The organism is Alloscardovia criceti DSM 17774, assembly GCF_000376885.1.
In the GTDB taxonomy this organism is placed as follows: Bacteria; Actinomycetota; Actinomycetes; order Actinomycetales; family Bifidobacteriaceae; genus Alloscardovia; species Alloscardovia criceti.
Window position 1 is genome coordinate 42,649 of the sequence record NZ_AQXR01000008.1, and the last position, 24,641, is coordinate 67,289.

General features: G+C 49.9%; 20 protein-coding genes. 4 read left to right on the forward strand and 16 right to left on the reverse strand.

Going from position 1 to position 24,641, the window contains the following annotated elements:
* Window positions 1–8: 8 nt before the first annotated feature.
* Entirely contained in the window at window positions 9–1,247 is a 1,239-nt protein-coding gene (gene serA / locus D570_RS0101740) for a phosphoglycerate dehydrogenase (protein WP_018142681.1), read from the forward strand.
* 190 nt (window positions 1,248–1,437) lie between these two features.
* On the opposite strand, the gene D570_RS0101745 is transcribed toward serA, so the two are convergent.
* The 4 genes from D570_RS0101745 to D570_RS0101760 form a co-directional block, all read right to left on the reverse strand.
* Window positions 1,438–3,300, reverse strand: coding sequence for a prolipoprotein diacylglyceryl transferase (locus D570_RS0101745; protein ID WP_018142682.1), 1,863 nt, complete (start codon window positions 3,298–3,300; stop codon window positions 1,438–1,440).
* Between the two features lie 60 nt (window positions 3,301–3,360).
* Window positions 3,361–3,726, reverse strand: coding sequence for a hypothetical protein (locus D570_RS0101750; RefSeq protein WP_018142683.1), 366 nt, complete (start codon window positions 3,724–3,726; stop codon window positions 3,361–3,363).
* Between the two features lie 443 nt (window positions 3,727–4,169).
* Window positions 4,170–4,622, reverse strand: a complete 453-nt coding sequence (gene nrdR / locus D570_RS08195) for a transcriptional regulator NrdR (RefSeq protein WP_033376772.1) — start codon at window positions 4,620–4,622, stop codon at window positions 4,170–4,172.
* 20 nt (window positions 4,623–4,642) lie between these two features.
* Window positions 4,643–5,026, reverse strand: a complete 384-nt coding sequence (locus D570_RS0101760) for a LysM peptidoglycan-binding domain-containing protein (RefSeq protein ID WP_018142685.1) — start codon at window positions 5,024–5,026, stop codon at window positions 4,643–4,645.
* 233 nt (window positions 5,027–5,259) lie between these two features.
* Here D570_RS0101760 and lexA point away from each other — a divergent pair, with 233 nt between their 5' ends.
* Window positions 5,260–6,081 (forward strand): transcriptional repressor LexA, encoded by an 822-nt coding sequence (gene lexA, locus D570_RS0101765; protein ID WP_018142686.1) that lies wholly within the window; start codon window positions 5,260–5,262, stop codon window positions 6,079–6,081.
* Between the two features lie 216 nt (window positions 6,082–6,297).
* On the opposite strand, the gene D570_RS08860 is transcribed toward lexA, so the two are convergent.
* The 5 genes from D570_RS08860 to D570_RS0101790 form a co-directional block, all read right to left on the reverse strand.
* The gene (locus tag D570_RS08860; protein WP_211204875.1) at window positions 6,298–6,627 is read right to left on the reverse strand and encodes a hypothetical protein; all 330 of its coding nucleotides are present in this window, start codon (window positions 6,625–6,627) and stop codon (window positions 6,298–6,300) included.
* Between the two features lie 201 nt (window positions 6,628–6,828).
* A complete protein-coding gene (locus tag D570_RS0101775; protein ID WP_018142688.1) occupies window positions 6,829–7,791 on the reverse strand; it encodes an L-lactate dehydrogenase in 963 nt (320 codons plus the stop codon).
* 224 nt (window positions 7,792–8,015) lie between these two features.
* Entirely contained in the window at window positions 8,016–9,512 is a 1,497-nt protein-coding gene (hflX, locus tag D570_RS0101780; protein ID WP_018142689.1) for a GTPase HflX, read from the reverse strand.
* 190 nt (window positions 9,513–9,702) lie between these two features.
* The gene (locus D570_RS0101785; RefSeq protein WP_245531841.1) at window positions 9,703–11,058 is read right to left on the reverse strand and encodes an MFS transporter; all 1,356 of its coding nucleotides are present in this window, start codon (window positions 11,056–11,058) and stop codon (window positions 9,703–9,705) included.
* Between the two features lie 289 nt (window positions 11,059–11,347).
* Window positions 11,348–12,307: a nucleoside hydrolase gene (locus tag D570_RS0101790; RefSeq protein WP_018142691.1), complete on the reverse strand. Its 960-nt coding sequence runs from the start codon at window positions 12,305–12,307 to the stop codon at window positions 11,348–11,350.
* A 370-nt stretch (window positions 12,308–12,677) separates the two neighbouring features.
* Here D570_RS0101790 and D570_RS0101795 point away from each other — a divergent pair, with 370 nt between their 5' ends.
* Both D570_RS0101795 and D570_RS0101800 read left to right on the forward strand, forming a co-directional pair.
* A complete protein-coding gene (locus D570_RS0101795) occupies window positions 12,678–13,418 on the forward strand; it encodes a class I SAM-dependent methyltransferase (protein WP_018142692.1) in 741 nt (246 codons plus the stop codon).
* A complete protein-coding gene (locus D570_RS0101800) occupies window positions 13,418–17,605 on the forward strand; it encodes a DUF3418 domain-containing protein (RefSeq protein ID WP_018142693.1) in 4,188 nt (1,395 codons plus the stop codon). The genes D570_RS0101795 and D570_RS0101800 overlap by 1 nt, the downstream gene beginning before the upstream one ends.
* Window positions 17,606–17,716: 111 nt before the next feature.
* Here the strand turns inward: D570_RS0101800 and D570_RS0101805 are convergent, their stop codons facing one another.
* The 7 genes from D570_RS0101805 to hisD all read right to left on the reverse strand — a co-directional run bounded on the left by D570_RS0101805 (window position 17,717) and on the right by hisD (window position 24,640).
* Window positions 17,717–19,054 (reverse strand): glutamine synthetase family protein, encoded by a 1,338-nt coding sequence (locus D570_RS0101805; protein WP_018142694.1) that lies wholly within the window; start codon window positions 19,052–19,054, stop codon window positions 17,717–17,719.
* Between the two features lie 77 nt (window positions 19,055–19,131).
* Window positions 19,132–19,860, reverse strand: a complete 729-nt coding sequence (gene priA, locus D570_RS0101810; RefSeq protein ID WP_018142695.1) for a bifunctional 1-(5-phosphoribosyl)-5-((5-phosphoribosylamino)methylideneamino)imidazole-4-carboxamide isomerase/phosphoribosylanthranilate isomerase PriA — start codon at window positions 19,858–19,860, stop codon at window positions 19,132–19,134.
* Window positions 19,861–19,908: 48 nt separating this feature from the next.
* Complete coding sequence (gene hisH, locus D570_RS0101815; protein ID WP_018142696.1) at window positions 19,909–20,559, reverse strand: imidazole glycerol phosphate synthase subunit HisH; 651 nt, start codon at window positions 20,557–20,559, stop codon at window positions 19,909–19,911.
* Complete coding sequence (locus D570_RS08205; protein WP_018142697.1) at window positions 20,559–21,254, reverse strand: hypothetical protein; 696 nt, start codon at window positions 21,252–21,254, stop codon at window positions 20,559–20,561. Before D570_RS08205 ends, hisH begins: the two co-directional genes overlap by 1 nt.
* Window positions 21,255–21,854: an imidazoleglycerol-phosphate dehydratase HisB gene (gene hisB, locus D570_RS0101825; protein ID WP_018142698.1), complete on the reverse strand. Its 600-nt coding sequence runs from the start codon at window positions 21,852–21,854 to the stop codon at window positions 21,255–21,257.
* An 87-nt stretch (window positions 21,855–21,941) separates the two neighbouring features.
* On the reverse strand, window positions 21,942–23,108 hold the full coding sequence (locus D570_RS0101830) for a histidinol-phosphate transaminase (protein WP_018142699.1): 1,167 nt from the start codon (window positions 23,106–23,108) through the stop codon (window positions 21,942–21,944).
* A gap of 137 nt (window positions 23,109–23,245) precedes the next feature.
* Entirely contained in the window at window positions 23,246–24,640 is a 1,395-nt protein-coding gene (gene hisD / locus D570_RS0101835; RefSeq protein WP_018142700.1) for a histidinol dehydrogenase, read from the reverse strand.
* Window position 24,641 lies beyond the last annotated feature (1 nt).

The window sequence follows — 24,641 nt, forward strand, 5'->3', positions numbered from 1 at the left end:
ATAGATGCATGACCAAAGCATTACTGTTAGAAAATATTCACCCCGATGCTGCCGATTTTTTGCGCAGCCGAGGTATTGATGTCGTAACGGAGCATGGTGCTCTGGATGAAGATGAGCTCATCGCGGCACTGAAGGATGTGGATTTGCTCGGTGTGAGGTCCAAGACAAACGTGACTTCACGCGTTTTGGAAGCCAATCCTCATCTAACCGCTGTGGGCTGCTTCTCCATTGGCACGAATCAAGTGGACCTCGAATACGCCGCTCAGCATGGTACCGCTGTATTTAATGCCCCTTACTCCAATACACGTTCCGTGGTGGAGCTGGTGATTTCTGACATTATTGCTCTGATGCGCAGGGTGCCGGAGCATACGCTGTCTATTCGTGACCACACGTGGGATAAGTCTGCAAAGAAGTCCCACGAAGTTCGCGGTAAGACCCTCGGCATCATCGGCTATGGAAACATTGGCTCGCAGGTATCTATTTTGGCGGAAGCCTTGGGCATGAATGTCGTATTTTACGATTTGGAAGAAAAGCTTGCTTTAGGTAATGCTACGCGCATGAATTCCATGGAAGAGCTGCTGCGCGTATCCGATGCTGTCACCATCCACGTGGACGGTCGCAAGTCCAATGCGGGTCTTTTTGGCGAGCAGTACTTCAGCATGATGAAGCAGGATGCGGTATTTTTGAACCTTTCTCGTGGATTCATCATCGATGTCAATGCTTTATATAATCATCTCAAGTCCGGTCATTTGAGCGGCGCAGCCGTGGACGTCTTCCCTACCGAGCCGAAGGCTGCTGGCGATGAGTTCTCCACACCTTTGACGGAAATTCCAAATGTAATTTTGACGCCTCATGTGGGCGGATCCACCTTGGAAGCTCAAAAAGCTATCGGCGAATTTGTTTCGCATAAACTGTATGACTATTTGACCGAAGGCAATACATCTCTTTCGGTGAATTTGCCTAATTTAAATGTTGAGGCTCGCGGCAAAAAGCAGCGTCTGGATAGCGAATACTTAGCCACAACACCACTGACGCGCATCAGCCATCTGCATACGAATTTGCCAGGTATTTTGGCGAAGCTTAATAACGTACTATCCGCCCAAGAACTCAATATTGTGGCACAATCTTTGGCTACTGAGGGTGAGCTGGGTTATGTGGTTACGGATATTGCAGGAAGCCTGAGCGATGCAGATATCCAGGCCTTGGAGGATATCCCAGGCACCGTACGCGTACACGTGATGAAATAGTTCACGCAATTCATTTGCTAGACATAGAGTTTTGGGTGGTGTCCACAATCGTGAAACACCACCCAAAACTTTATATAGCCTACAAAATTGTCATACAATTCAGAGATGTAGTAAAGAAGGTCGAGTCCTCCACAAAGGAAGAACTCGACCTCTTTTAACTTAGCGTGTGAAAATGTAGATAATATCTACATTAGATGCGCTTGCGGCGCTTGGTCTCAGCCATACCGAGACCGAGCATCAAGGCAACCATGGAGGAAGCAGCTAGGGCTTCTACAGCTACACCAGTATTAGCAAGCTCAGAACCGTAAACGGTCTCAGTTGCAGCCACTACGTTGCCATTGTCAGCAACTACAGCTTCAGCGTCTGTGACAACAGCATCGTCTGTGTTTGTAATGGTTTCTTCATCGGTGTTCTGCTCTTCTTCTGCAGCCTTGTTTCGATCAGCAATAGCCTGGCGATCAGCTGCAGCATGTGCACGGAAGTTAGCAGCCTCTTCAAGAAGACCGTTATACTTAGCAAGTGCAGCATTGTATGCGTTCTCAGCCTGGTTGTAATCAGCAATTGCAATGTTGAGATCGCGGTGTGCCTTAGCAGCCTCAAGCTTGAAGAGATCCTTCTGAGAGAGCAACTCATACTGATCAGCAATTACCTCACGAGCAGCAGCAATACGTGCATCTGCATCATCGAGAGTCTTTGCAGCCTCTGCCTTAGTAGCTTCTGCCTTCTCCTGAGCTGCCTTAAGAGCAGCCTGTGCCTTAGCCTGAGCATCCTGAGCAGCAGCAAGATTTGCCTGTGCAGTCTTGATATCCTCAACCAACTTGTTGTATGCCTGAACAGACTTTACAAAGTCAGAGACAGTCAGCTGAGAGTAAGCGTCTGTACCGGTAACCGTAGTGTAAGCAACGCCAGTAACAACCTTTTCGTTGCCGTCTGCATCCGTGTACTTACCAGCAGCGATAGCAATTGCGTTGTTATTCAACAAGTTATCGTATTGATCTGTACCACCTTTCATGTAGTAGTCATCAGCAATACCCTTGTTGATATCTTTTGCATCGCCAGCAGCATTGTTGAACAAATCTTCGACTTCGCCAGAGCTGTTCCAAGACTTAGTACCGTTGTTCTTTGCGCTTGCGTTCACACGATAAACTTCGTGAATCAGAGCTTCGAGATCAACCTTGAGCTCCTTGTGTGTTGTTGAGTCCAGCTTGTAAGCCAAGTTCAGGTACTGATAAAGAGACAATGCCTCATTGAGCATCTCATTCGAGCTTGCATTACGAGGATCAGAAGCATCAGCACTTGGGTATGCCTTTTCATACTGCTCGATAAGCTTGAGGAGCTGATTGTAATGATTTGCTTCATGCTCATCGGCTGCATTCTGCTTGAGATACTCAACGTATCCCTTGAGACTGAAATCGGTGTTATTACCCAAAGCAGCCTTAGCAGCATCGAGTGCCTTCTGAGCAGCATCAACATCAGCATCAGACTTATCAGCTGTATCCTGAGCATCCTTGACAGCAGCATCAGCATCAGCAACATCAGCCTTTGCTTTGTCTGCATCCTCAAGCGCCTTCTGAATCTTGTCATTTTGTTCATCGATGACGCTTGGAGCATTCTCAGCATCCTTAACGTTCTGGTCAGCCTTGTCAGCTGTCTCCTGAGCGTCCTTAACAGCATCTGCAGCCTTGTCCATGTTGTCCTTGGCTGGATCCACTTCGTTCTGCTTTACATCTGCAGCTTCAGTGTCCTTCTGATCTGCATTTGCTTCGTCTTCCTGAGCATGCTGTTCATCAGCAGCATTCTGCTCTTCGACTGTTGGCTGAACTTCGTCATTAGACTCAGGAGCTGCAGTCTCATCGGTAGTGGTCTCAGGTGCAGTAACTACCTGTGTGTCATCTGCTACTGGTGTTGTATCAGCATTTTCCGCAGCCATTGCCATACCAACAGTACCGAGCGCTACAGCTGCTGTTGCTACACCAATGCCAGCTGAAGTCATTCCAAGAGCACGACCAAGAACGTTCTCTTTTTCTTCAGCATGCTTTGCATGTGTTGCCATTTTCCCTTCTTTCCTTATTCATTCTCTTATTCAATTTTTCAATTGAGTAAATGGAAATTTCTAAACAAGACTTTGAAATTCCTCAACCCCAATGCCTTGTAAAGTCTTAGTGGTTATGCTCCTCGTCAATGAAAGAGCATCCATGGTTGTGTGTGAAATGTAGTTATGGTCAGAGTCAACAACGGAATCGAAATCTTGAGTTGCATCGTCAGCTTGATTAAATTCATCAAAGTTCATACGACCTTTAATTTCATGATTCCTCTGTGAATCCGAAAAGTATACATTCCCTACAAAATCAGTATCGAGAGCAGAAGAAGTCATAGCTGAATAATCCGCCGCCTGTGACGGAATCATCGCGATAACTGGCGATGCCATGAAAGTGATAATGGCGATAGTGACTACCACCTTTGCCCATTTATTGGACATACCCTTCCCTCTCTCGTTAGGATTACCCTCACTCCCTTGGAGATGTTTGCTATTTACGCTACCCCCCCCCCCAGACTTGTGATGATTATGTGACACTCCGTGTAAATAAAGACTTCTAGAGGCCTTCTTTGGCATTTTTCATGGATTTTGCTCTGCTCAAACCTCTAAAATATGCAAATTTTCCTCGTTAATCTTTGAAGATAATCTTTAACGATTTTTAAAGCTTCCTATGCGCTTTCTGAGGTTCTGCTCATAAAATTTCGCAACTCTGCGGTGTCATCTTATTATGCGGACTGCAAGACAAATAGGTGACTCGAAAGGATCCGAGGTATTTAGCTCTATCATGACGAATCTGTGCGATTAATACTTATCCCCGAAACGCATATATACAAAAAAGCCCTACACAGCGTATTGTGCAGGGCTTACAAAAACAGTATATTGTTCTATTTCTCGCGCGCTTCTTTCAACGCATCTATAGCGCGTGAATAATCTTCAAGCGTATTGAAATGTTGATAAACTGACGCAAAGCGCATATAAGCGACTTCATCTAGCTTGCGCAGTGGCTCGAGTATAGCTAGGCCTACTTCTTCTGCTTTGACCTCTGCCACACCTCGAGCGCGCAATTCACGCTCCACCTGAATTCCTAGTTGCTTGAGCGCTTCTTCATCGATTGGCCTCCCCTTACATGCTTTGCGCACACCCGAAACGACTTTGTCTCGATTGAAAGGCTCTGAATTACCGTCACGCTTCACAACGGTGAGCACCATGGATTCCTGCGTAGTAAATCTTTTTGAGCATACGGTACACTCACGGCGGCGACGAATGGAGTAACCGTCTTCACTTACTCGCGTATCTATAACTTTTGTATCTAAACTTTGGCAAAAAGGACAATGCATATAGTCAAGAATATCATTGCCTATTCCTGTGGAACAAGCAGGGTTTGACCAGTAATAAGCTGATCCGTATCCATATGATTCAGCTGCTTAATCTGCTCCATCGTATCGTAAATATCACCACCCGCAGGCGTAACTTCAGATGCATAATCCCACAGGGTCTGATGTGGCTGCACTGTGTAGCTGACAGTTTCAGGTGGCTCTGACTGAGCGGTAGCACTAGGAATAATAACAAATGCAAGAAGAGCGATTGCAGATAGAATACCTACCCACAACTTAACTCTGCTCTTCTGCACAACGGAGCGTTGTTTCGTTGCACGCCGCTCAGACGCACCCGCTTCCATTGCTCCGCTGTGCTGAACATATCCATGCTGAACATCCCCGTGCTTCACATATTGTTCTACCATCGCAATCCCCTTCTCTTGAGAACCTTCAATCCTCGCCTTGCTACCTAACAGTCATCTCACGTTGGGTGTGAGATAAAGCAGTCAAAGCATTTCCCTTTTCGAACATTTGTTCTATCGAACGTATGTTCTAATCATCGCACATATGTTCGACTAATTCAACATGTTTTTCGAACATCTGTTTGCTTTTACGGAATATTCACGATAGAGTTATAACAAGCTACGGAAGGATACGTATGAGCACCATACCGGAGAAACCGGCACAAACTGAGTTCGATGCACACAAGGCGGCGCAACTCGGGATAAAATCTGCGCGTCAGTATCAGGTCTATGAAGCTATCCGTATGCATATACAGGATCATGGTTTTGCGCCAACATTGCGCGAAATTGGTGAACTTGTGGGGCTTAAAAGCACATCATCCGTCAAGCATCAATTGCATACATTAACGGAGCTCGGTCTTCTCAAAGTCAACGCAGGCAAAGGTCGAGCCATTGAGCTCATCGATCCTATAAAGCCGGAAATTCAGCGCACTGTGACGTCTCCACGTGATATTTCTAGTGCACAAGAATCCACCACATCGGTAGCGAGATCTTCAGATGTGGACACACAGGCACATCCTGCGAAAATCTATGCTTTCCCTAGCTCACGATTTGCCAGCAATGAGGACAGCGACTCCATTGCTCAGTCGCATGATATTCCCTTGGTTGGTCGCATTGCCGCTGGTACGCCTATTACAGCAGATCAGCATATCGATGATGTAATGCGGCTCCCACAGCGACTTACCGGAGAAGGAAATCTCTTTATGCTGGAAGTTCACGGTGATTCCATGATTGATGCCGCTATTTGCGACGGCGATTTTGTCGTGGTCCGTGAGCAATCCACGGCTGAGAATGGCGATATTGTGGCAGCCCTGCTGGACGACGAGGCCACCGTGAAGACATTTAGAAAAGAAAAAGGGCACGTGTGGCTCATTCCGCACAATCCAGCCTACTCACCTATCGACGGAACTTATGCGAGCATCATGGGTAAAGTCGTGACAGTGTTGAGAAAAATTTAGATTAGATATTTCTTCATCGTTAACGTAGAGATGAAGACGACAGCCCAGGATACTTATGACAATTCATCTCGCAAAGTATCCTCAGCTGTTATTTTTCAGTGTTATTAAGCTCCTGATAATGCTGGACATGTATGCCGATATGTCCGATTCCAAGGACGACGCTCGAAATAAGCAACCATACCACCTTCCCATAAACGCCCAGCAAGAAAAAAGCCATCACAGGTAGCGTTGCCACCGCAGCGGAATCCCCAAAAAGCCACTGTAGAAATCGGCAAGAGTCTTCTCGCTACGAAAATAGCGTATCCACCACAACTCATAGAGCAGCATACACACAGCGGCCGCCACAAGCCACCAGCTCCATGCGGACCAGACTTTCAGGTTAAAATTGTCAAAGATTAGCACACTCACAGTGACCATCACCTGCCCGAGGCGCTCTAGGGTGAGCAACACACGATTTTCGTTCTTCGCCGAGTAATTGCTCGGCTGAAACTTTAGCCAAAGAATATTCGGGAAAAAAAAGTAAAAGCAAAAAGCATAAGCCCACATATGAAAATCCTAAGTGCCCCATCATGCTCAACCTCGAATCACCTCAGAGCTACAATCATCTCTTATTATTTTAGCGATTAGCAGGTTTCCAGCGGTCACGACCATTCAAACCCTTGCCACATCAAAAAACAAAAAAGGTGAGGTATGCATACCTCACCTTTATCATCTCGACCAGCGCTCAACTAGTCGATAAAATTCAAGCTAGAAGCCAAACTCTGCAGCAGATGCACGCAAAGTCTCAGCAGAACGCGTCAAAGCAGCAAGCTCTACGTCATTCAATGGCGTGTTCAAACGCGTATCCACACCTTCACGGTTCAAAACGCTTGGCACAGACATGCAGACATTAGAAATGCCGTGGAAGTCGCCCAGCAAAGAAGAAACTGGAAGAATGCGGTTAGAATCCTTGAGAATGGACTCTACGATATCGACGGCAGACATACCAATTGCGTAGTTGGTAGCACCCTTACCTTCAATAATCTTGTATGCAGCGTTCTTCACATCCTGGTGAATCTGCTCGCGCACTTCAGCAGTCAAAGGAGCGTGACCTTCAAGTTCCTTCCACTCCAGCATAGGTACACCACCGATGGTTGCAGAGGACCACAAAGCTACTTCAGAGTCACCGTGCTCACCGGCAATGTATGCGTGAACATTCTTGACGTTGACACCAGTCTGCTCAGCAATAAGGAAGCGCAGACGAGCAGAATCAAGGTTGGTACCAGAACCAAACATCTGGTTTGCTGGCAGACCAGAAAGCTTCAAAGCTACCTGAGTTACTACATCCACAGGATTGGTTACGAGAATATAAATTGCATTAGGAGCTACCTTCACAAGATTTGGAATAATAGACTTCATAATGTTAATGGTTGCACCGGCAAGCTCAAGTCGAGACTGACCTGGCTGCTGACGTGCTCCTGCAGTAATAACAACTACATCGGCATCGCGGCAAATTTCAGGATCATCCGAACCACTGATAGACACGGTTGGATAGAAGCTAGAGCCGTGCTGCATATCGAGAACTTCAGCTTCTACACGCTTGATATTGATATCTTCAAGTACGATTTCGCGTGCGATACCACGCTGAGCTGCTGCGAATGCAATAGTGGAACCAACAGCACCTGCACCTACGATAGCGAGCTTAGTTGGCTTTACTGGCGAAACTGCCATTATTGAACCCTTCTTTCCTGGATTTTCATAGTGGAAATAAGTATCCATAGAGGAATCATTTCACTATCAAGATTAGCGAAACCACTCTACGAAACAAAGCGTTCACAGTGTCTTAAACCGTGAATTCGCTCACAATGCTATACGGCATTCAGGCGGGATTTTATGTACATAAAAACCCACCTTCACAGCACCACACAAACGTAGAACTTGTGCCTTTAGCGCCGTTATACCTCGAGCTGGACGCTCTGCTCCGCCTTCAACAACGCGGATGCCAAAGCGCTGTCTACTTCGCAGGAAATCTGAATGCCTTTTTCGGTATACTCGATGCTTTCAATCTTTCCTTGCTCGCGCACTTGCGAAATCAAGTTACCAAACGTAAAGGGAATCAAGGCTTCAACATGCACATCCGGACGCGGAAGTAGGGACTGCACATGTGCATTCAGCTCCGCCAAGCCCTCTCCCGTTGCAGCCGAGACAAAATATGCATCCGGAACCAGATTTTTTAATCGTTCCAAGGCCTGCTCATCGATACGGTCGATTTTATTGAAAACGATAACCGTAGGCATATGTGCTATGGAGTCGATGTCCTCCAAGACAGCATTTACGGCATCAATCTGCGAGAAGGGATCCGGATGAGAAGCATCCACCACGTGTACGATCACCTGAGAATCCGCCACTTCTTCCAAGGTGGATTTAAAAGCCTCGATAAGCTGAGTCGGAAGTTTGCGCACAAAGCCCACAGTATCCACATACATAAAGCTGCGGCCTTCGTCCGTTTTGGTGCCGCGCACGGCCGTATCCAAGGTGGCAAACAACGCGTTTTCTACCAACTCGCTCGAGCCTGTTAATCGATTGATCAGCGAAGATTTGCCCGCGTTGGTATAGCCCACGACGGCCACGGTCGGCAAACCTTGACGCCGACGAGAACCACGCTTAACCTCACGTGCAGGCGCCATCTGTGCAATTTGGCGGCGCAGTTTCGCCATACGCGTGCGAATGACACGACGGTCCAACTCAATTTTGGTTTCACCTGGACCACGCGAACCAATACCACCGGCCTGACCGGCAGCCTGACCACCTGCCTGACGGGATAAGGATCCACCCCAACCACGCAAACGCGGAAGCATATATTCCATCTGTGCCAGCTCCACTTGAGCTTTACCCTCACGACTGGTGGCATGCTGCGCGAAAATATCCAAAATTACAGCCGTGCGATCCACCACGTGTACCTTAGTCACATCTTCCAAAGCACGACGCTGGCTTGGCGGCAAATCGGCATCGACGATAATCGTATCCGCCTCGGTGGCTGCAACGATGCCCGCTACTTCCTTCGCCTTACCCGAACCGATATACGTGGCTTTATCCGGCCTCGATCGATGCTGCAAAACGCCATCCATAACTTCCGCACCGGCGGTGCGTGCTAGAGCCGCTAGCTCTCGCAAAGATTCTTCCGCCTGAGCCAGAGTGGTTTCTTGGCTGGACCACACGCCGACGAGTACCACGCGTTCCAAACGAACTTTACGGTATTCCACTTCCGTAATATCTTGAAGCTCGCCCAGACCTTCGACGCGGCGCAGTTTATTTCGCCCTTCGCGCTCCTCCCATTCCTGCTCTCCTGCTAAACCTTGAACTTCCTGTTCGGCCACTTCGCCCACATGTTCATCCAGCAGAACATCGGAGTGCGCATCTAAAACATGAGAAAAGTTATTATTTTCTTCCATATGCCCTTTACGATTGATAGCAATTTTGTGTATGTACTTAGTATAGCCATAAACCCTTGCCATGCCATGGGGTAGAATCCGCTTTCACTGCAGGCAAAGTAAACAAACATTCAGCACATAAAAAACTGCTCGTACTCACCAGCGTGAGCACGAGCAGTAACGAGTACAGGGTTCAGCACAATGCTGAGCTTTACTCCTCCACCTTCTTATGAGTGAAGAGGTACACGATGAAGCCGATGATAACGACCACAGCTGCGCCGATGAAGAGGTTCGAAGCGTTGCCTGCTACGCCGGAAGCACCGATGAGGCTAGAGCTGACTTCTGGCTGGGCTACCATCATGGTGCCCAAGATGGCAATACCAATAGAAGCAGTGGTGTTCATAGCCAAATCATTCATACCCACACCACGTCCGGACTCTTCCTGTGGAAGGCTGCCCAAAACGAGGGAAACCGTTGGCGAGTAGAGCATGCCTGCACCTGCGTAGAAGACGATAGCTGCTACGGTCATAGCCAAAGGTCCCATATTGATAAGGAAGGCGCCGAGCAAGAATCCGCAGGTCATGAGTGTCATGGCAGAAATCAAGGTGGCGTGACGACCAATCTTACCGATAATCCAACCGGAGCTGGTACCGAAGATGGCGGCTACGATGAAGCCCCACACGATGTAGTGAGATGCCGTGCTGGTGGTCATTCCGTATACACCCGTAGCCACATAGTTAAACATTGGCGAGAAGAAGTAGTTCGGGAAGAACAGCAAGAGCACATAGCCAGTGGCGATGAGCCAGCGTGTGTTCCTGAAGAATTCTGGGGTAACGAATGGATGCTCTGCCTTGTGAATGTACACTGCGAAGAGTGCGAACAAAGCGATGGCTACAATCATCATCCACCATGCGTTATAGGAGAAGAAGATAGCCAAGAATGCTGCAGCCAAACCGAAGATGATGAAGCCGAGCGCATCTACCTTCTCACCATTGCCGGTTGCGTTTGGCAAGTTTGCCAAAAGAATTGGCAGCAGCAGCAAGGTCACGGTTGGGATGAGGAAGAGGAAAGACCAGTGAATGGAGCTGAAGAAACCTGCAGCAAATACACCGATAGCCGCAGAAACTTGGTAACCCGCGGTGAACAAACCAAAGAAGATAACCTTCAAGGAATCCTTCAAATACTTGGTTGCCACAACGAGGAATGCAGAACCTGCAACCTGCTCACCTGCGGTTTGAAGTACGCGGGCGATGATGACAATCCACAAGTTTGGTGTGAAGAAGTAGCTTGCTACGAAACCGAAAACAGAACCAATAACGAGGCCGGTGATACCAAAGGTTACAAGCTTCTTCAGAGACACGAAGTCACCCAAAGAACCGTAAACGAAGCAGACAATACCCAAAATAATACTTGGAATTGCAGTAATCAGTGATGCTTGACCGGTCGTTGCCCCTACATCTTGACCGATCTGCTGGAATACAAGGTTAAATCCCTGCAAGCACAATGTACCCAAAATGAAGGTAATGAGCAATGGGATCAACGCACGAACAGCCATATCGCTAGTCATTACTGGCTTAGCGGAGGTGTTTGGCTCTACAGCCGAAGCTGATGATTGAGTCTGTGCCATGTGACTTCTCTCCTATTAATTTTCTAAAATCTTCTCGTTATTCCTGCATTTTCAGACTTTTCACGTGCCAATAGCGCGAAGAAATTCCACGTTTAGGCAGGTTAAAATCTTCAAAACACAGGACGATAGCGGGGTGAGAACATTGACAATCCAAAGTTACCACCCCGACACGTCTAAAGCGGGTTGATTATGTGTTTATGAAATTGGAATCCTTGAGCGGCTTACAACCCTACTTACTGCGCGCAACCAAGGTGCCGATGCGTTCAATGAGCTCGTTCACGAAACGATCTGCATCAACAGCTACAGCCACCTTCATGCTCTTACGAGGATCCGTAATCTTCTTCTCATCACCAATTGTGCGGCCGCGCGTTGGACCATCCACATCCACCTTCATATTGATATCCAGCAGAGTGACAAAGGATGGGTCGATAGCAACCGCTACAGCCAAAGGATCATGCAAACCACAACCGCCCAGATATGGTGCTGTGGTTTCGTATGCCTTGATGTAGTAGTCCACGATATCGGCAAAGTGTGCGCCAGCCTGAGTACCGGTGTCGCGCCACTTCTGCGTATCCTTGTATGTCAAAAGAGTCTGAAGGGTAACATCCAGGCCCACCATGGTTACTGGTGCGCCGGAGCGGAAGAGATAATTTGCAGCATCTGGATCCTGAGAAATATTTGCCTCAGTCCAAGCATTTACGTTGCCTGGTACCGTCAAAGCGCCGCCCATGATGACGATGTTGCCAATCAGATCGACAATTTCTGGATCGTTTTCAATGGCCGCAGCGATATTGGTATCCGGACCTGTTGGTACGTAAATCAAATCCTTGCCATACTTGTGGACTGCTTCGATAATGAAGTCCACAGCACTTTGCTCTTCGACCTGGCGAGGAGAATCTGGAATTTCTACGTCGCCGATGCCATTCTTGCCATGGATGAATTCAGAAATTTCGAGAACTTCGAAAGAATCTGTAGTACTCGAGTGCTCAATTCCGCGAAAAACGGGCACTTCTGGGTGTCCGAGCATATCGGTGATAGCCAGAGCATTGCGCGTTCCCTGATCAACCAATACGTTTCCGTAGGTACCGGTAATACCGATTAACTCTACTTCAGGACTAGCTAACGCATAGGCAATAGCCATAGCATCATCTACACCTGTGTCGAGGTCGAGAATCATCTTCTTTGACATTATCGTTCACCTTTCGGTTGTCTGTTCATACTTCCGTTCTACACCTAGACTCGTAAAACATCGTATGAAGCTTGTACTACCTCGCTCCAACACTTCATTGGTTAAGCGTTTAATCAGCAGTGATTTAATAATAGCAGGAGATTGGCGTTCAGCGAAACACCGGTGTGTATTTATGGAAAAAGCGTAGAGTTTCGTAGGAATTTTGTAGAATAAACAACAGCAATAATCGAGGTCATCCCTATACGACACACCGTGTGCACCTCACGAGCAGGCTGCTTTCCCCAGAACACGAACAACTGACCATGCGTCAGAAAGCAGAAAGCTAGAACGAGAATACAGACGGAATACGGACGAGAATACAGAGGACACCGTGGCACAACAGCACAAAGACGCTCAAGGCAATACAAAAAAGCGTGCACAGGGACTTGCTCCCGCACAGGCGAATGAGCAGTATTTTAGCGCTCAACCACATACGGATGATGAGCGTAGAACGTTAACTATCAGCGTGCGTGGCCACGATTTTGAGGTGGAAGTCTCCAATAGCGTTTTTTCTAATCATCGTTTGGATCTCGGCACCAAGGTTTTGCTCGATCGTGTACCTTCTGCTGAGGATCTACCTGCAGCTGCACACATCTTGGACTTAGGTTGCGGCTGGGGGCCTATTACGCTGGCCGTTGCCGCTGAAGCCCCACAGGATGCCACAATTTGGGCATTGGACGTCAATGAGCGCGCTGTCGAGCTGACACGGCGCAACGCGGAAAAAGCCGGCTTCTCACAGGTTCGTGCCGGAACTGTGGATAGCTTGGAGAGCACTTTCTCATCCGAGTGGACGGATGCGGCCTTTGACCTTATCTGGTCTAATCCCCCAATTCGTATAGGTAAAGAGGCACTGCACACATTGCTGATGACCTATCTGCCGCGTCTTGCACGCGGCGGACATGCCTATTTGGTTGTACAAAAACATTTGGGCGCAGATCCGCTGATTGGATGGCTGGAGGACAACCTGAATTCCAACACAGATACCAGCTCAGATATGAATGAACAAAGATTTACGGTATCCAAATTCGCCTCAGCGAAGGGGTATCGCATTATTGAGGTGACACGTAATTAATGGCAGAAAGCACACAGAAAACACAGCAGAAGCGCGATGATTCCACCTCTGTACGCTCTGCACATGCGAAGCAAAAGAGTACCAACACGCACGCACAGCCACACGCGTCGCGCCTACACTTCAGCTACCCGGATGTTTTACCTGTCAGCAATGCACGAGACGAGATTGTGCAGGCGATTCAATCCTCCCAGGTCGTCATCGTCTCGGGTCAGACAGGCTCCGGTAAGACCACGCAGATTCCTAAAATGCTCTTGGATATGGGACGCGGCACGCATGGAAAGAAGATTATCGTAACGCAGCCGCGACGCATTGCGGCCCGCTCCGTTGCCGAACGCATTGCAGAGGAAACCCGGACACGCTTAGGTGAGGACATCGGTTATCGTGTGCGTTTTACGGACGAAAGCTCGGCGCACACACGCCTCGTTATTGCCACAGATGGTATTTTGCTGGCGCATATTCAGCGCGATCCGCTTTTGAGCGCCTATGACACGATTATGATCGATGAAGCGCATGAGCGTAGCTTGAATATCGACTTTTTGCTGGGGTATTTAACCACGGTTTTGCCGCAGCGACCAGATTTGAAGCTTATTATCACGTCTGCAACCATCGATTCAGAGAAATTCCAGGAGCATTTTTCGCGGGTTACGGGCAAAAGGGTGCCGATTATCGAAGTCAGTGGTCGCACCTATCCCGTGCAGGTCCTGTATGAAGCTGTGGGCGACTCCCCGAGTCTCGTACGGAATTTAAGCCAATTTCCTGCGCTTCATCATGGCAATCACGCCAGCGAGGTCTCAGACGATGCCAATAATGCCGATGCTGATGATTTCGATGATGACATGGTCGTCTCTACGGCCGTAGCACGCGCGTGCGCTCAGCTGGTCGTGCATTCCACACATACCACAGGGCCACGCGATATACTCGTTTTTGCAGCTGGCGAGCGCGATATTCGCGAATATGCCACGGCAATTTCTAAGACCTTCGGTGCGCGTGTGTCCGACCAGCGCCGCAGTGATGCTATCGAAATTGTCCCTCTATATGCGCGTCTGAGTGCGCGCGACCAGCACAAGGTGTTTGAGGAACATGCACATCAGCGCATTATTATTGCTACAAATGTGGCGGAAACCTCTTTGACTGTGCCGGGTATCCGCTATGTGGTTGATCCTGGTTTTGCACGCATTTCACGGTATTCCAAGACGGCGAAGGTTCAGCGTTTGCCCATTGAGCCTATTTCTCAGGCGAGCGCGAATCAGCGTTCGGGCCGATGCGGTCGTGTGGCAGATGGTATAGCTATTCGTTTGTACTCTTCGGATGATTATGAGTCGAGACCGGAGTTTACCGATCCCGAAATTTTGCGTACCTCTTTGGGCTCTGTCGTTCTCCAAATGCTGGCCGTAGGGGTGGCACATACAGCTAACGATGTGACGGATTTCGGTTTTATTGATCCGCCGGATATGCGGGCAGTGAGCGATGGTTTTAATGAATTGCTGGAGCTACGTGCGATTAAGCGGGTGAAGCAGCGTCGGAGCCGTTCGGGCAAGACGGATATCGTGCTGACGAAAATTGGTCGGCAGTTATCTCGCATTCCTATCGATGTGCGTTTAGCACGCATGATAGTGGAAGCCAGCTCGACCACACCAAATAATTTAGCTGCTGTTTTGGCAATTGTGGCGTTTTTGAGTTTGCAAGATCCGCGTGAACGCCCTGAAGAGGTGCGTGATGAGGCCGATCGCATTCATAAGCGTTTTGTCAATGATCAGTCCGATTTCTTGACGGCTCTGAATCTGTGGGTGTATTTCTACGAGCGTGATAAGCGTTTGTCGAATTCGCAGTTTAGAAAGCTCTGCCAAGCCGAGTTTGTGAATTTCCTGCGTATGCGTCAGTGGCGTGACTTGTATCAGCAATTGGTGGCCATGTGTGCGGATATGAAGTGGAAGGTGGGTTCGGTCACGCCTTTGAAGCGTCCAAGTGCGGAGATTTTGGCTTTGCCGCCGGCTCAGCAGGCAGCGGGCTCTTTGGCAAGCTCTTGGGATGATGAGAGCATTCATCGCTCGATGCTAGCCGGTCTGCTCTCGTCTATGGGCATGCAGGTGATTCGCGAGCCAAAGGCGTCGCAATTTGCGGGTTTGAAGGGTGCAGCGCGTGCTCGCGCGATGAAACGTGCGGCGCGATTGTCTAAAAATGAGTATCAGGGTGCTCGTGGTACGCATTTCGCGCTCTTCCCCGGGTCCGCGGTGGCTTCTACTACCCCATCATGGGTGATGACGAGTGAATTGGTGGAAACCTCACGCTTGTGGGCGCGTACCAGTGCTGCCATTAATCCGCAATGGGCGTATGACCTTGCGCGCGATTTAACGCGCACCTCCTATGGCGCTCCGCATTGGTCTGGTAATGCGGGCAGCGCGGTGGCTAGCTCGACTATTCATTTGTATGGTTTGCCTATTATTTCTGACCGACAGGTACAGTGGGGTCGTATCAATCCTGCCGAGGCACGCAATTTGCTCATCCGTCAGGGCCTCATTGAGGGGGATATTACTCGGCGTTTCAGCTTTGATGACTTTGTGGAACGTAATCGTGCTGTGCTTGAAGAGGCCGGCGAGGAAGTGCATCGCACACGTCATATCGCAGAAACGGTCAGCGATGAGGATTTGTTTGATTTTTATGACGCGGTTGTGCCTCAGAATGTGACGTCAGTGGCCGAGCTGGCCTCGTGGTGGAAGAAGGAGCACGCACAGCATCCGAAATTGCTGAATTTCGACCCTGCGCAGGTGACGCGTTTAGCCGATGCTGAATCCTCAGATTTGAGCAATTATCCGGATGTGTGGTATGTGCGCGGCACAGATTCCACGGAATTTGCGTTCAAACTGAGCTATGTGTACGATCCTCAGGCAGACAACGATGGCGTCACCGTGCATATCCCGCTCTCAGCTTTGTTGCGTGTGCAAGCCCGTGATTTCACGTGGACCGTGCCTGGTCTTGTAGATGATTTGATAGTGAATACTATCAAATCGCTGCCTAAGGCATTGCGTGTACAGTTTGTACCTGCACCGAATACGGCTGCGCGTATACGTGAATGGTTTGATGAGCGTTTCGAAGCTCTCCCAGGTTCGCGGGAGGCCTTGGATAGGGAAATTCCTGATTTTACGCATGCTTTTACGCAGGCTGCAATTAGTGTGACGAATGCGCAATTACATCCGGAAGATTTTGATGCGGAACAAGTGGAGCGTTTGCCGAATTTTGTGCGTTTGAATTTTGCGGTGGAAACGGATCCCGTACGCACAGCTCATGGTCGCCGAAAGCGAAAACCTCAGATTTTGGCAACCTCCAAGAATTTGGCAGAACTTCAGCAGCACTTTAGCGAACGGGCTCAGCAATCGGCACAACATACGATTTCTCAGCAGGCTCAAAAGGCTCAGGCAGCTGGACATGACGTGCAGCGTGCGGATTTGCTCCACAATGCTGGCGCGACTACGCAATTGCGTCAGGATATGCTGTGGCAGAGCGTGCTCAAGGCGGTAAAGCTGCCAAATGAGCGGATTCGTTCGCGTTGGCTAGGCAATGAGGCGTTGATTCTCGCTACGGCTCCGTACGCGAATATCGATGCCACGATTGACGATATGCAGCTCGCAGCCGTAAAGCGGCTCCTGCCACGCATCGACGCCATCAATTCGGATGCAGAACTGGCCGATGCGGTAGCGGGCATTCTCAATATTTTCGAGGATACCGTATACGCCGTCGCTCATGATGTTATAGGCATCTTACAAGCCTATGGCCATGTGAGCTCCGTGGTCAGCGGCAAAGCGGATTTGCCTTTGCTCTCCGTGCTACAATCCGTACGTTCACATGCGCAAGCTTTGGTCCATACCGGTTTTATCGCCGAAACGCCTGCGGAGTATCTGCCCCGTGTGAAGCGCTATTTGCAAGCGGATATTCTACGCATTGAAAAGGCAAAGCAGAATCGCGATCGCGACGTGCAGTGGGCATGGGAGGCAGATGAGGCGCAGAACCTCGTTACTCAGACACAGCAGCGTGCCGATAAGTCTCCTGCCGGCCCTACGCATGATGAGGCCGTACATAAGGCAGAAAATCTGCGCTGGATGTATGAGGAATTCCTCGTCTCCCTGTGGGCTCAAGAGTATGGCACAACGTATCCAATAAGTATGAAGCGGCTGAGAAAAGCTGCCGCCTAAAGTATTCGGGATGGTGAATAACCACCATCCCCGTTTTGTGGTAAAGCCATACGCGCAATAAAAATGTGCCACCGTGGTGGCACATTGTGTTATCGAGAATGCTCTGCATTACTACAAGCGCGGCAAATACTTTTGCAATTCGTATGGGGTCACCTGCATGCGATACTCCTCCCATTCCTTACGCTTATTGCGCAAGAAATACTCGAATACATGCTCGCCCAATACGGACGCCACGAAATCGGATTTCTCCATGATTTTCAGCGCCGTATCCAAGGAATCTGGGAGCGGCTGGATGCCCATGGCGAGACGCTCCATATCGGTCAGCTCCCACACGTCATCACTGGTTGGTTCGCCCAGTTCCATGCCTTGCTTAATGCCATCCAGGCCCGCAGCCAGCAGCACAGAATATGCCAAGTATGGATTGGTCACCGGATCTAGCCCTCTGAACTCCATGCGTGCCGAATTGCCTTTACCCGGCTTATACTGTGGAATGCGCAGCAATGCGGAACGATTATTATGTCCCCAGCAGATGAAGCTTGGAGCTTCTGCCCCACCCCACAAACGCTTGTAAGAATTGACGTACTGATTGGTAACCGCCGTAATTTCTGCGGCGTGGTAAATCAAGCCTGCCGCAAACTGGCGGGCAGTCTGGCTCATATTAAACTCTTGACCTGCTTCGTAGAAGGCGTTCGCATCACCCTCGAACAGGCTCAAATGCGTGTGCATGCCGGAGCCTGGCTGATCGGCCAGAGGCTTTGGCATGAAGCTGGCATGAATGCCGCGTTCCAAGGAAATCTCTTTGACCACTGTGCGGAAGGTCATAATATTATCCGCAATCGCTAGGGCATCCGCATAACGCAAATCGATTTCGTTTTGACCTGGGCCGGCTTCATGGTGGGAATACTCCACCGAAATGCCCATTTGCTCGAGCATATTCACGGCAGCTCGACGGAAATCCATACCCGAACTGCGTGGCACATGATCGAAATATCCACCGGCATCAATAGGCACAGGTGGCTTAGAATAATCATCCTGAGGTTCAAACAGATAAAATTCGATCTCCGGATGCACATAAAAGGTGAAGCCCATTTCCTTCGCCTGAGCTAAGGTACGCTTCAGCACATAGCGGGGGTCGCCTAAGGATGGCTGTCCTTCTGGGGTGAGCACATCGCAAAACATGCGCGCTGTGCCTTGTGGACCGCCGCGCCACGGCAAAATTTGGAAAGTTGTAGGGTCGGGACGCACAATCATATCGTCCTCAGACACACGTGTTAAGCCCTCGATGGCCGAACCATCGAAACCAATACCCTCTTCAAATGCATCTTCCAACTCTGCAGGAGCGATAGCCACGGATTTCAACTGTCCGAGCACATCCGTGAACCACAAACGGATAAAACGAATATCTCGTTCTTCTACAGAGCGCAATGCAAATTCTTGTTGCTTATTCATATGCTTATTATCTCAATCAAATGTTTCATTGTGTTACGCGTGCCACGATGCGTACAGCCCTCGCACAGCGCTCATCTCTACTCAGATAATTGAGCCACCTTCAAGGCTTCTGGCAAGGTAAAGGCGTGGCTATACAAAGATTTTCCGAGGATTGCTGCATCTACGTTTCCACCCAAAGAGGACAGCGCGCGCAGATCATCCAAAGTAGAAATGCCACCGGATGCCGTCACCTTCGCCGCGGTGTGCGCGGAAACCTCAGCGAGTAGCTCCACATTTGGACCGGACATCATGCCATCACGGTTGACATCGGTGACCACGTAGCGTGAGCAGCCCGCTTGGTTGAGCACCTCAATCATGTCAAACAAGTCTCCGCCCTTGCTCGTCCACCCACGCCCCGCCAACGTGGTGCCGCGCACATCCAAGCCCACAGCGATTTTGTCACCGTAGCGGGAAATCACGTCGGCGGTCCAATCCGGATTTTCCAAGGCGGCAGTACCGATATTAACCCGCGCCGCCCCGGCTTGCAGGGCTGCATCGAGGGAGGCATCATCGCGGATACCACCGGAAAGTTCAATATGCACCTGATCGCCCAATTGCTCAACGATGCTATGCACCTGCGCACGGTTGTCCCCCGTACCGAAAGCCGCATCCAAATCCACCATGTGGATCCACTCAGCACCTTGATCTACCCATTGCTGAGCAGCCTCGTAGGGACTACCGTAATCGGTTTCAGAGCCAGACTCGCCCTGACGCAGGCGGACGGCCTTTCCATTTCGCACATCTACAGCTGGAAGAAGAGTTAGCATGGTACGCTCCTTGATATCGCGCGGTTGACACTGTCGAGTTGAGTTACGTTAAAAACTGTGCATCCAATTTTTCAAAAGTTGAGCACCAGACTCACCTGATTTTTCAGGATGGAATTGTGTCACCATCAAAGGTCCTTTTTCCACCGCGGCCACAAAGGTATCATCCCCGTACTGCGTAGTCGTGAAGCGTGGCTCGAAGTTCTGTGGAAAAACATCTTCATGATGCGCAGATTGAGTTTCTGTCATATCGTGGGCAGCAAAGGAATGGACAAAATAGAAACGTTGCGATGCAACGCCGTCGAAGAGCTGGCTGTGCTCGGCTGATTGTACGGTATTCCACCCCATATGTGGCACTACATCCGCGTCAATACGCGTAATATCGCCTTGAATGAGACCAAGACCTTCGCACACGCTACCGCGCTCATCGCCACGATCAAACATGACCTGCTCACCCACGCACACACCCAGCACCGGGCGTGACTGGGAAATGCGTTCGTAGATGATGTCATCGCCGTGCGCATCGCGCAAACCTTGCATACAGGCTGCAAAGGCACCTACGCCGGGTACGACCAAACCGTCAGCTTCCAGCGAAGCCTTGCGATCGTTGGTGAGCACCACGTCTGCACCGATATTCTCCAGGGCGCGCACCATGGAGCGCACATTTCCATAACCGTAATCAAAAACTACCAGTGAGGTCATTAGTTCTCCTCAGCATTATCGAAGTCATCAGACTCAGGAGGATTCTTCATAAAGGAACGAATGAAATCCATGGCCTCCTCCTCATGTGCAAAGCTGGACGACTCCACACGTGGATAGCCCGAAACTTCCAAATCGGACAGGCTTTGAGCGCCAATGAGTAAATCCTCGATTGTGCCATCCAAAGCTGCAAACATCATCGGAGGCGAAAAATCGTTAATCTGCTGACCGTTAAGCCAGTGCCCCATAGTGATTTTATCTGCACGATTAATGCACGCCACGATAGATAAACCGGCCAACAAATTGGACAGTCCTTGCGCCGCCTCTTCAGGCGCACTGCCCTCATCCTCGTGAAGTATTGCCCCGGCACCGGATGTAAAGCCCACCGCGAGCGCATCCACACCCGCTACCTTGCACAGGGCCGCTAAAAACTTAGCATCTGCCAAACGCGTCACCAAAATGGCTATCTTCGCCTTATTGCCCAGCAAGCCTGCGAGCTCATCGTCAAATTGCGGATCAATGGAGTAATGATCGGATAAATTATCGTCCAATTGATCCAAATCGGAGGTGAAAGAATCAGAAAATTGTTTTTCTAAGTCGGCAAAAGCCGCATTCACCTGATCATCGCTCAAATCTGAAGAATCAGAGGAGTCGGAAGAATCCGGCGCATCTGGTGTCTGTGAAAAATCATCAGCCATTTATAAAGAACCTTTAGTACTTGGAATGCCGTCTACGCGTGGATCGATGCTGACGGCTTGACGCAGTGCGCGTGCCAGCGCTTTAAACTCTGCCTCGGCGATATGATGGGGATCGCGGCCCGACAGCAGACGCATATGCAGGCAGATACCTGCGTGGTAAGCAATGGATTCGAGGGCGTGCCGCACCAGCGAACCGGTAAAATGTCCACCAATCATAGCAAATTCAAAACCTTCAGGCTCACCCGAGCATTGTGCGTAAGGCCGGCCTGAAATATCGATGACACATTGCGCTAGAGCCTCATCCAGCGGCACTAAGCAGTCGGCAAAGCGAACAATACCGCGCTTATCGCCCAAAGCCTGCTTCAAAGCCTCACCGAACACAATGGCAATATCTTCCACGGTATGATGCACGTCGATATCCGTATCGCCGCTGGCATGAATCGTCAAATCGATGAGCGAATGCTTGCCTAGAGCCGTCATCATATGATCATAAAACGGAACGCTGGTGTGGATATCCGTCTTACCGCTTCCATCCAAATCGAGTGTCAGCTCAATGGATGATTCGCTGGTTGTCCGTGTAATAGTAGCCGTTCTTGCCATGTCTCCTCCGAATACTGCGATGCCCGTTCGTTGTATGGACTTTTGACAGAAAAATGTCGAATCCCCTGCTGGACACCAGTTTCTATTTTACCGTGATGCCTCGTTGATTTCTGCCAAGACTTCGGTAAAGACGCTCTTAAAAATGTCCATCTCTTTATCCGTGCCCATGCATACGCGCAAATACCCTTCCGGCCCTACTTCTCGGATTAGCACGCCCTTGTCGAGCATTTTTTGGAATACGAGGTGACGATCCTGAAAACGTCCAAACAGGATGAAATTGGATTCGCTTGGAGGAACCGACAATTTCTCGCCCTGATATGTCTGCTCAGCCAGCCATTGTGCAGTAGCTTCACGCGTTTGACGCAGATGCTCCACCTGGCTGAGTTGCTCATCCGTATGCTCTAATGCGGCCAAGGCAGCTGCCTGTGTGAACGCACTAAGATGGTATGGCATGCGTACGATGCGCAAGGAATCGATAATGCCCTGATCTCCGGCGAGGTAACCCACACGTGCGCCCGCATAAGCAAAAGCCTTCGATAATGTGCGACTGACGGCAATATTCTTATGCTGCGCAATCAAGGAATGCGCCGAAGGTGTGCCCGGCTTCCTAAATTCCGCGTAAGCTTCATCGACGATGACCAACGGGTGAGATGCTTCAGAGGCACCTTCGACCTCGATGCTCTCGCACGCCTGTGCAATGCGGGAAATATCATCAACGCTAATGGCCGTACCCGTAGGATTATTTGGGCTGGTAATGACAACGATGGATGGCTTAATTTTCTGAAGTGCTTCAATGCCGTTATCCACGTCAATAGTGAAATCGTCTTTGCGCGCAATCGTGGTCCACTGAGTAAAGGTGTCGCGCGCGTACTCCGGATACATAGAATACGTAGGCGCAAAGCCCACGGCTACACGTCCGGGACCACCGAAGGCCTGAAAAATCTGAAGCATAATTTCGTTAGAGCCATTTGCCGCCCATACCTGCTCTACGGACAAAGAAGTGCCTGTTTCACGCTGGAGATAGGTGCACAAAGCCTCGCGCAACGCGATATGCTCACGGTCTGGATACCGGTTAATGGTTGGCGCAATGGAGGCGATACGCTGAACGATGCTCTCGATAACGTCCGGACTTGGCGAGTAAGGATTTTCATTGACGTTCAAACATACAGGAACATCAAGCTGTGGAGCACCATAAGGCTCCTCCCCGGCTAAATCATTGCGCAATGGGATATACGATGGAATGCTAGAACTCATGAAAACCTTCACTTGACCTTAAACGTACACATTAACAAAAAAACACAAAAATGAACCGAGTTAAGAGAACACGAAGCTCAGCCTCGCACGCATCCTCTTAACTCGATATCACGCCTCATCTGATTATTGGCTCAGATTTACAAGCCTGCTTTATCTTCCTGCTCTGCAAGCGTGCTCTTATCGTATGGATCCTCTACGAAACGCGTGAGCACGCACTCGCCGTGTGCTGGCAAGTCCTCGCTCACCGCAAAATCATTGACCTTGCGAGCCAAAGCCTTGAGACCTTCCTCATCGTATTCGATGACTTCCACGGCCTTCATAAAGGTGTGGACACCCAAACCAGACTGGAAACGCGCAGTACCGCCGGTTGGAAGTACGTGGTTGGATCCGGACATGTAGTCACCCAACGGCACTGGCGAGTATGGCCCACGGAAGATTGCACCCGCATTGCGGATGCGCTTGACCACGTCATCGGCATTTTCAGTGTGAATTTCCAAGTGCTCGGCTGCGTAAGCATTTGCCACGTCGATAGACATATCCACATCATCAGTCAGTACGATAGCGGACTGTGTGCCTTGTAACGCGGCTGTCATGCGTTCGCGATTCTTCGTGCGTGGCACGCGCTGCTCGAGCTCAGCAATCACCTGTTCGGCAAGCTTTTCGTCATGCGTAATGAGCACAGCACCAGCCAGCTCATCGTGCTCTGCTTGTCCCATCAAATCGACGGCCAACCATGCAGGATTTGCCGTGGAATCTGCGATAATACCAATTTCGGATGGACCAGCCTCCGCATCGATGCCACAAATACCAGAAATCATGTGCTTAGCAGTGGCTACGAAGATATTTCCTGGGCCCGTAATCATATCTACAGGCTCGCACAAGACGTCACCATCTTGCTCTTCGCTCCCCTTAGCACCGTACGCAAACATGGCCACAGCCTGAGCGCCGCCGACCGCGTACACTTCCTCTATGCCCAAAATGGCACAGGTTGCCAAAATTGTGGCATTCGGAAGTCCATCCGGATTATCTGCGGATGGTGGTGTGGCAATAGCCAAAGATTCCACCCCTGCAGCCTGTGCAGGCACCGCATTCATAATGACAGACGTTGGATATACCGCCTTGCCGCCAGGTACATACAAGCCCACGCGTTCTACGGGAATCCAACGCTGGGATACTTGAGCACCTGGAGCCAGTGGTGTAGAGAAGTTCTGCGGCACCTGTGACTGGCACACCTTACGCATGCGGGTGACGGATTCTTCAATCGCAGCACGCACTTCCGGCTTAAGCGTAGCTAATGCCTCCTGCATAGCCTCAACCGGTACGCGGAGGTTGTGTGGACGAACATGATCGAATTTTTCAGCATAATCGCGAAGTGCTGCGGCACCACGTTGTTTTACAGCATCCAAAATTGGAGCGACGAGTTCTTCGGCCTGGCTGACGCCCATCTGTGCACGAGGAACTGCTTCGAGAAGAGCAGCGCGGGAAAGAGAAGTTCCGCGCAAATCAATAGTACGAATTATTTGTTCTGCCATA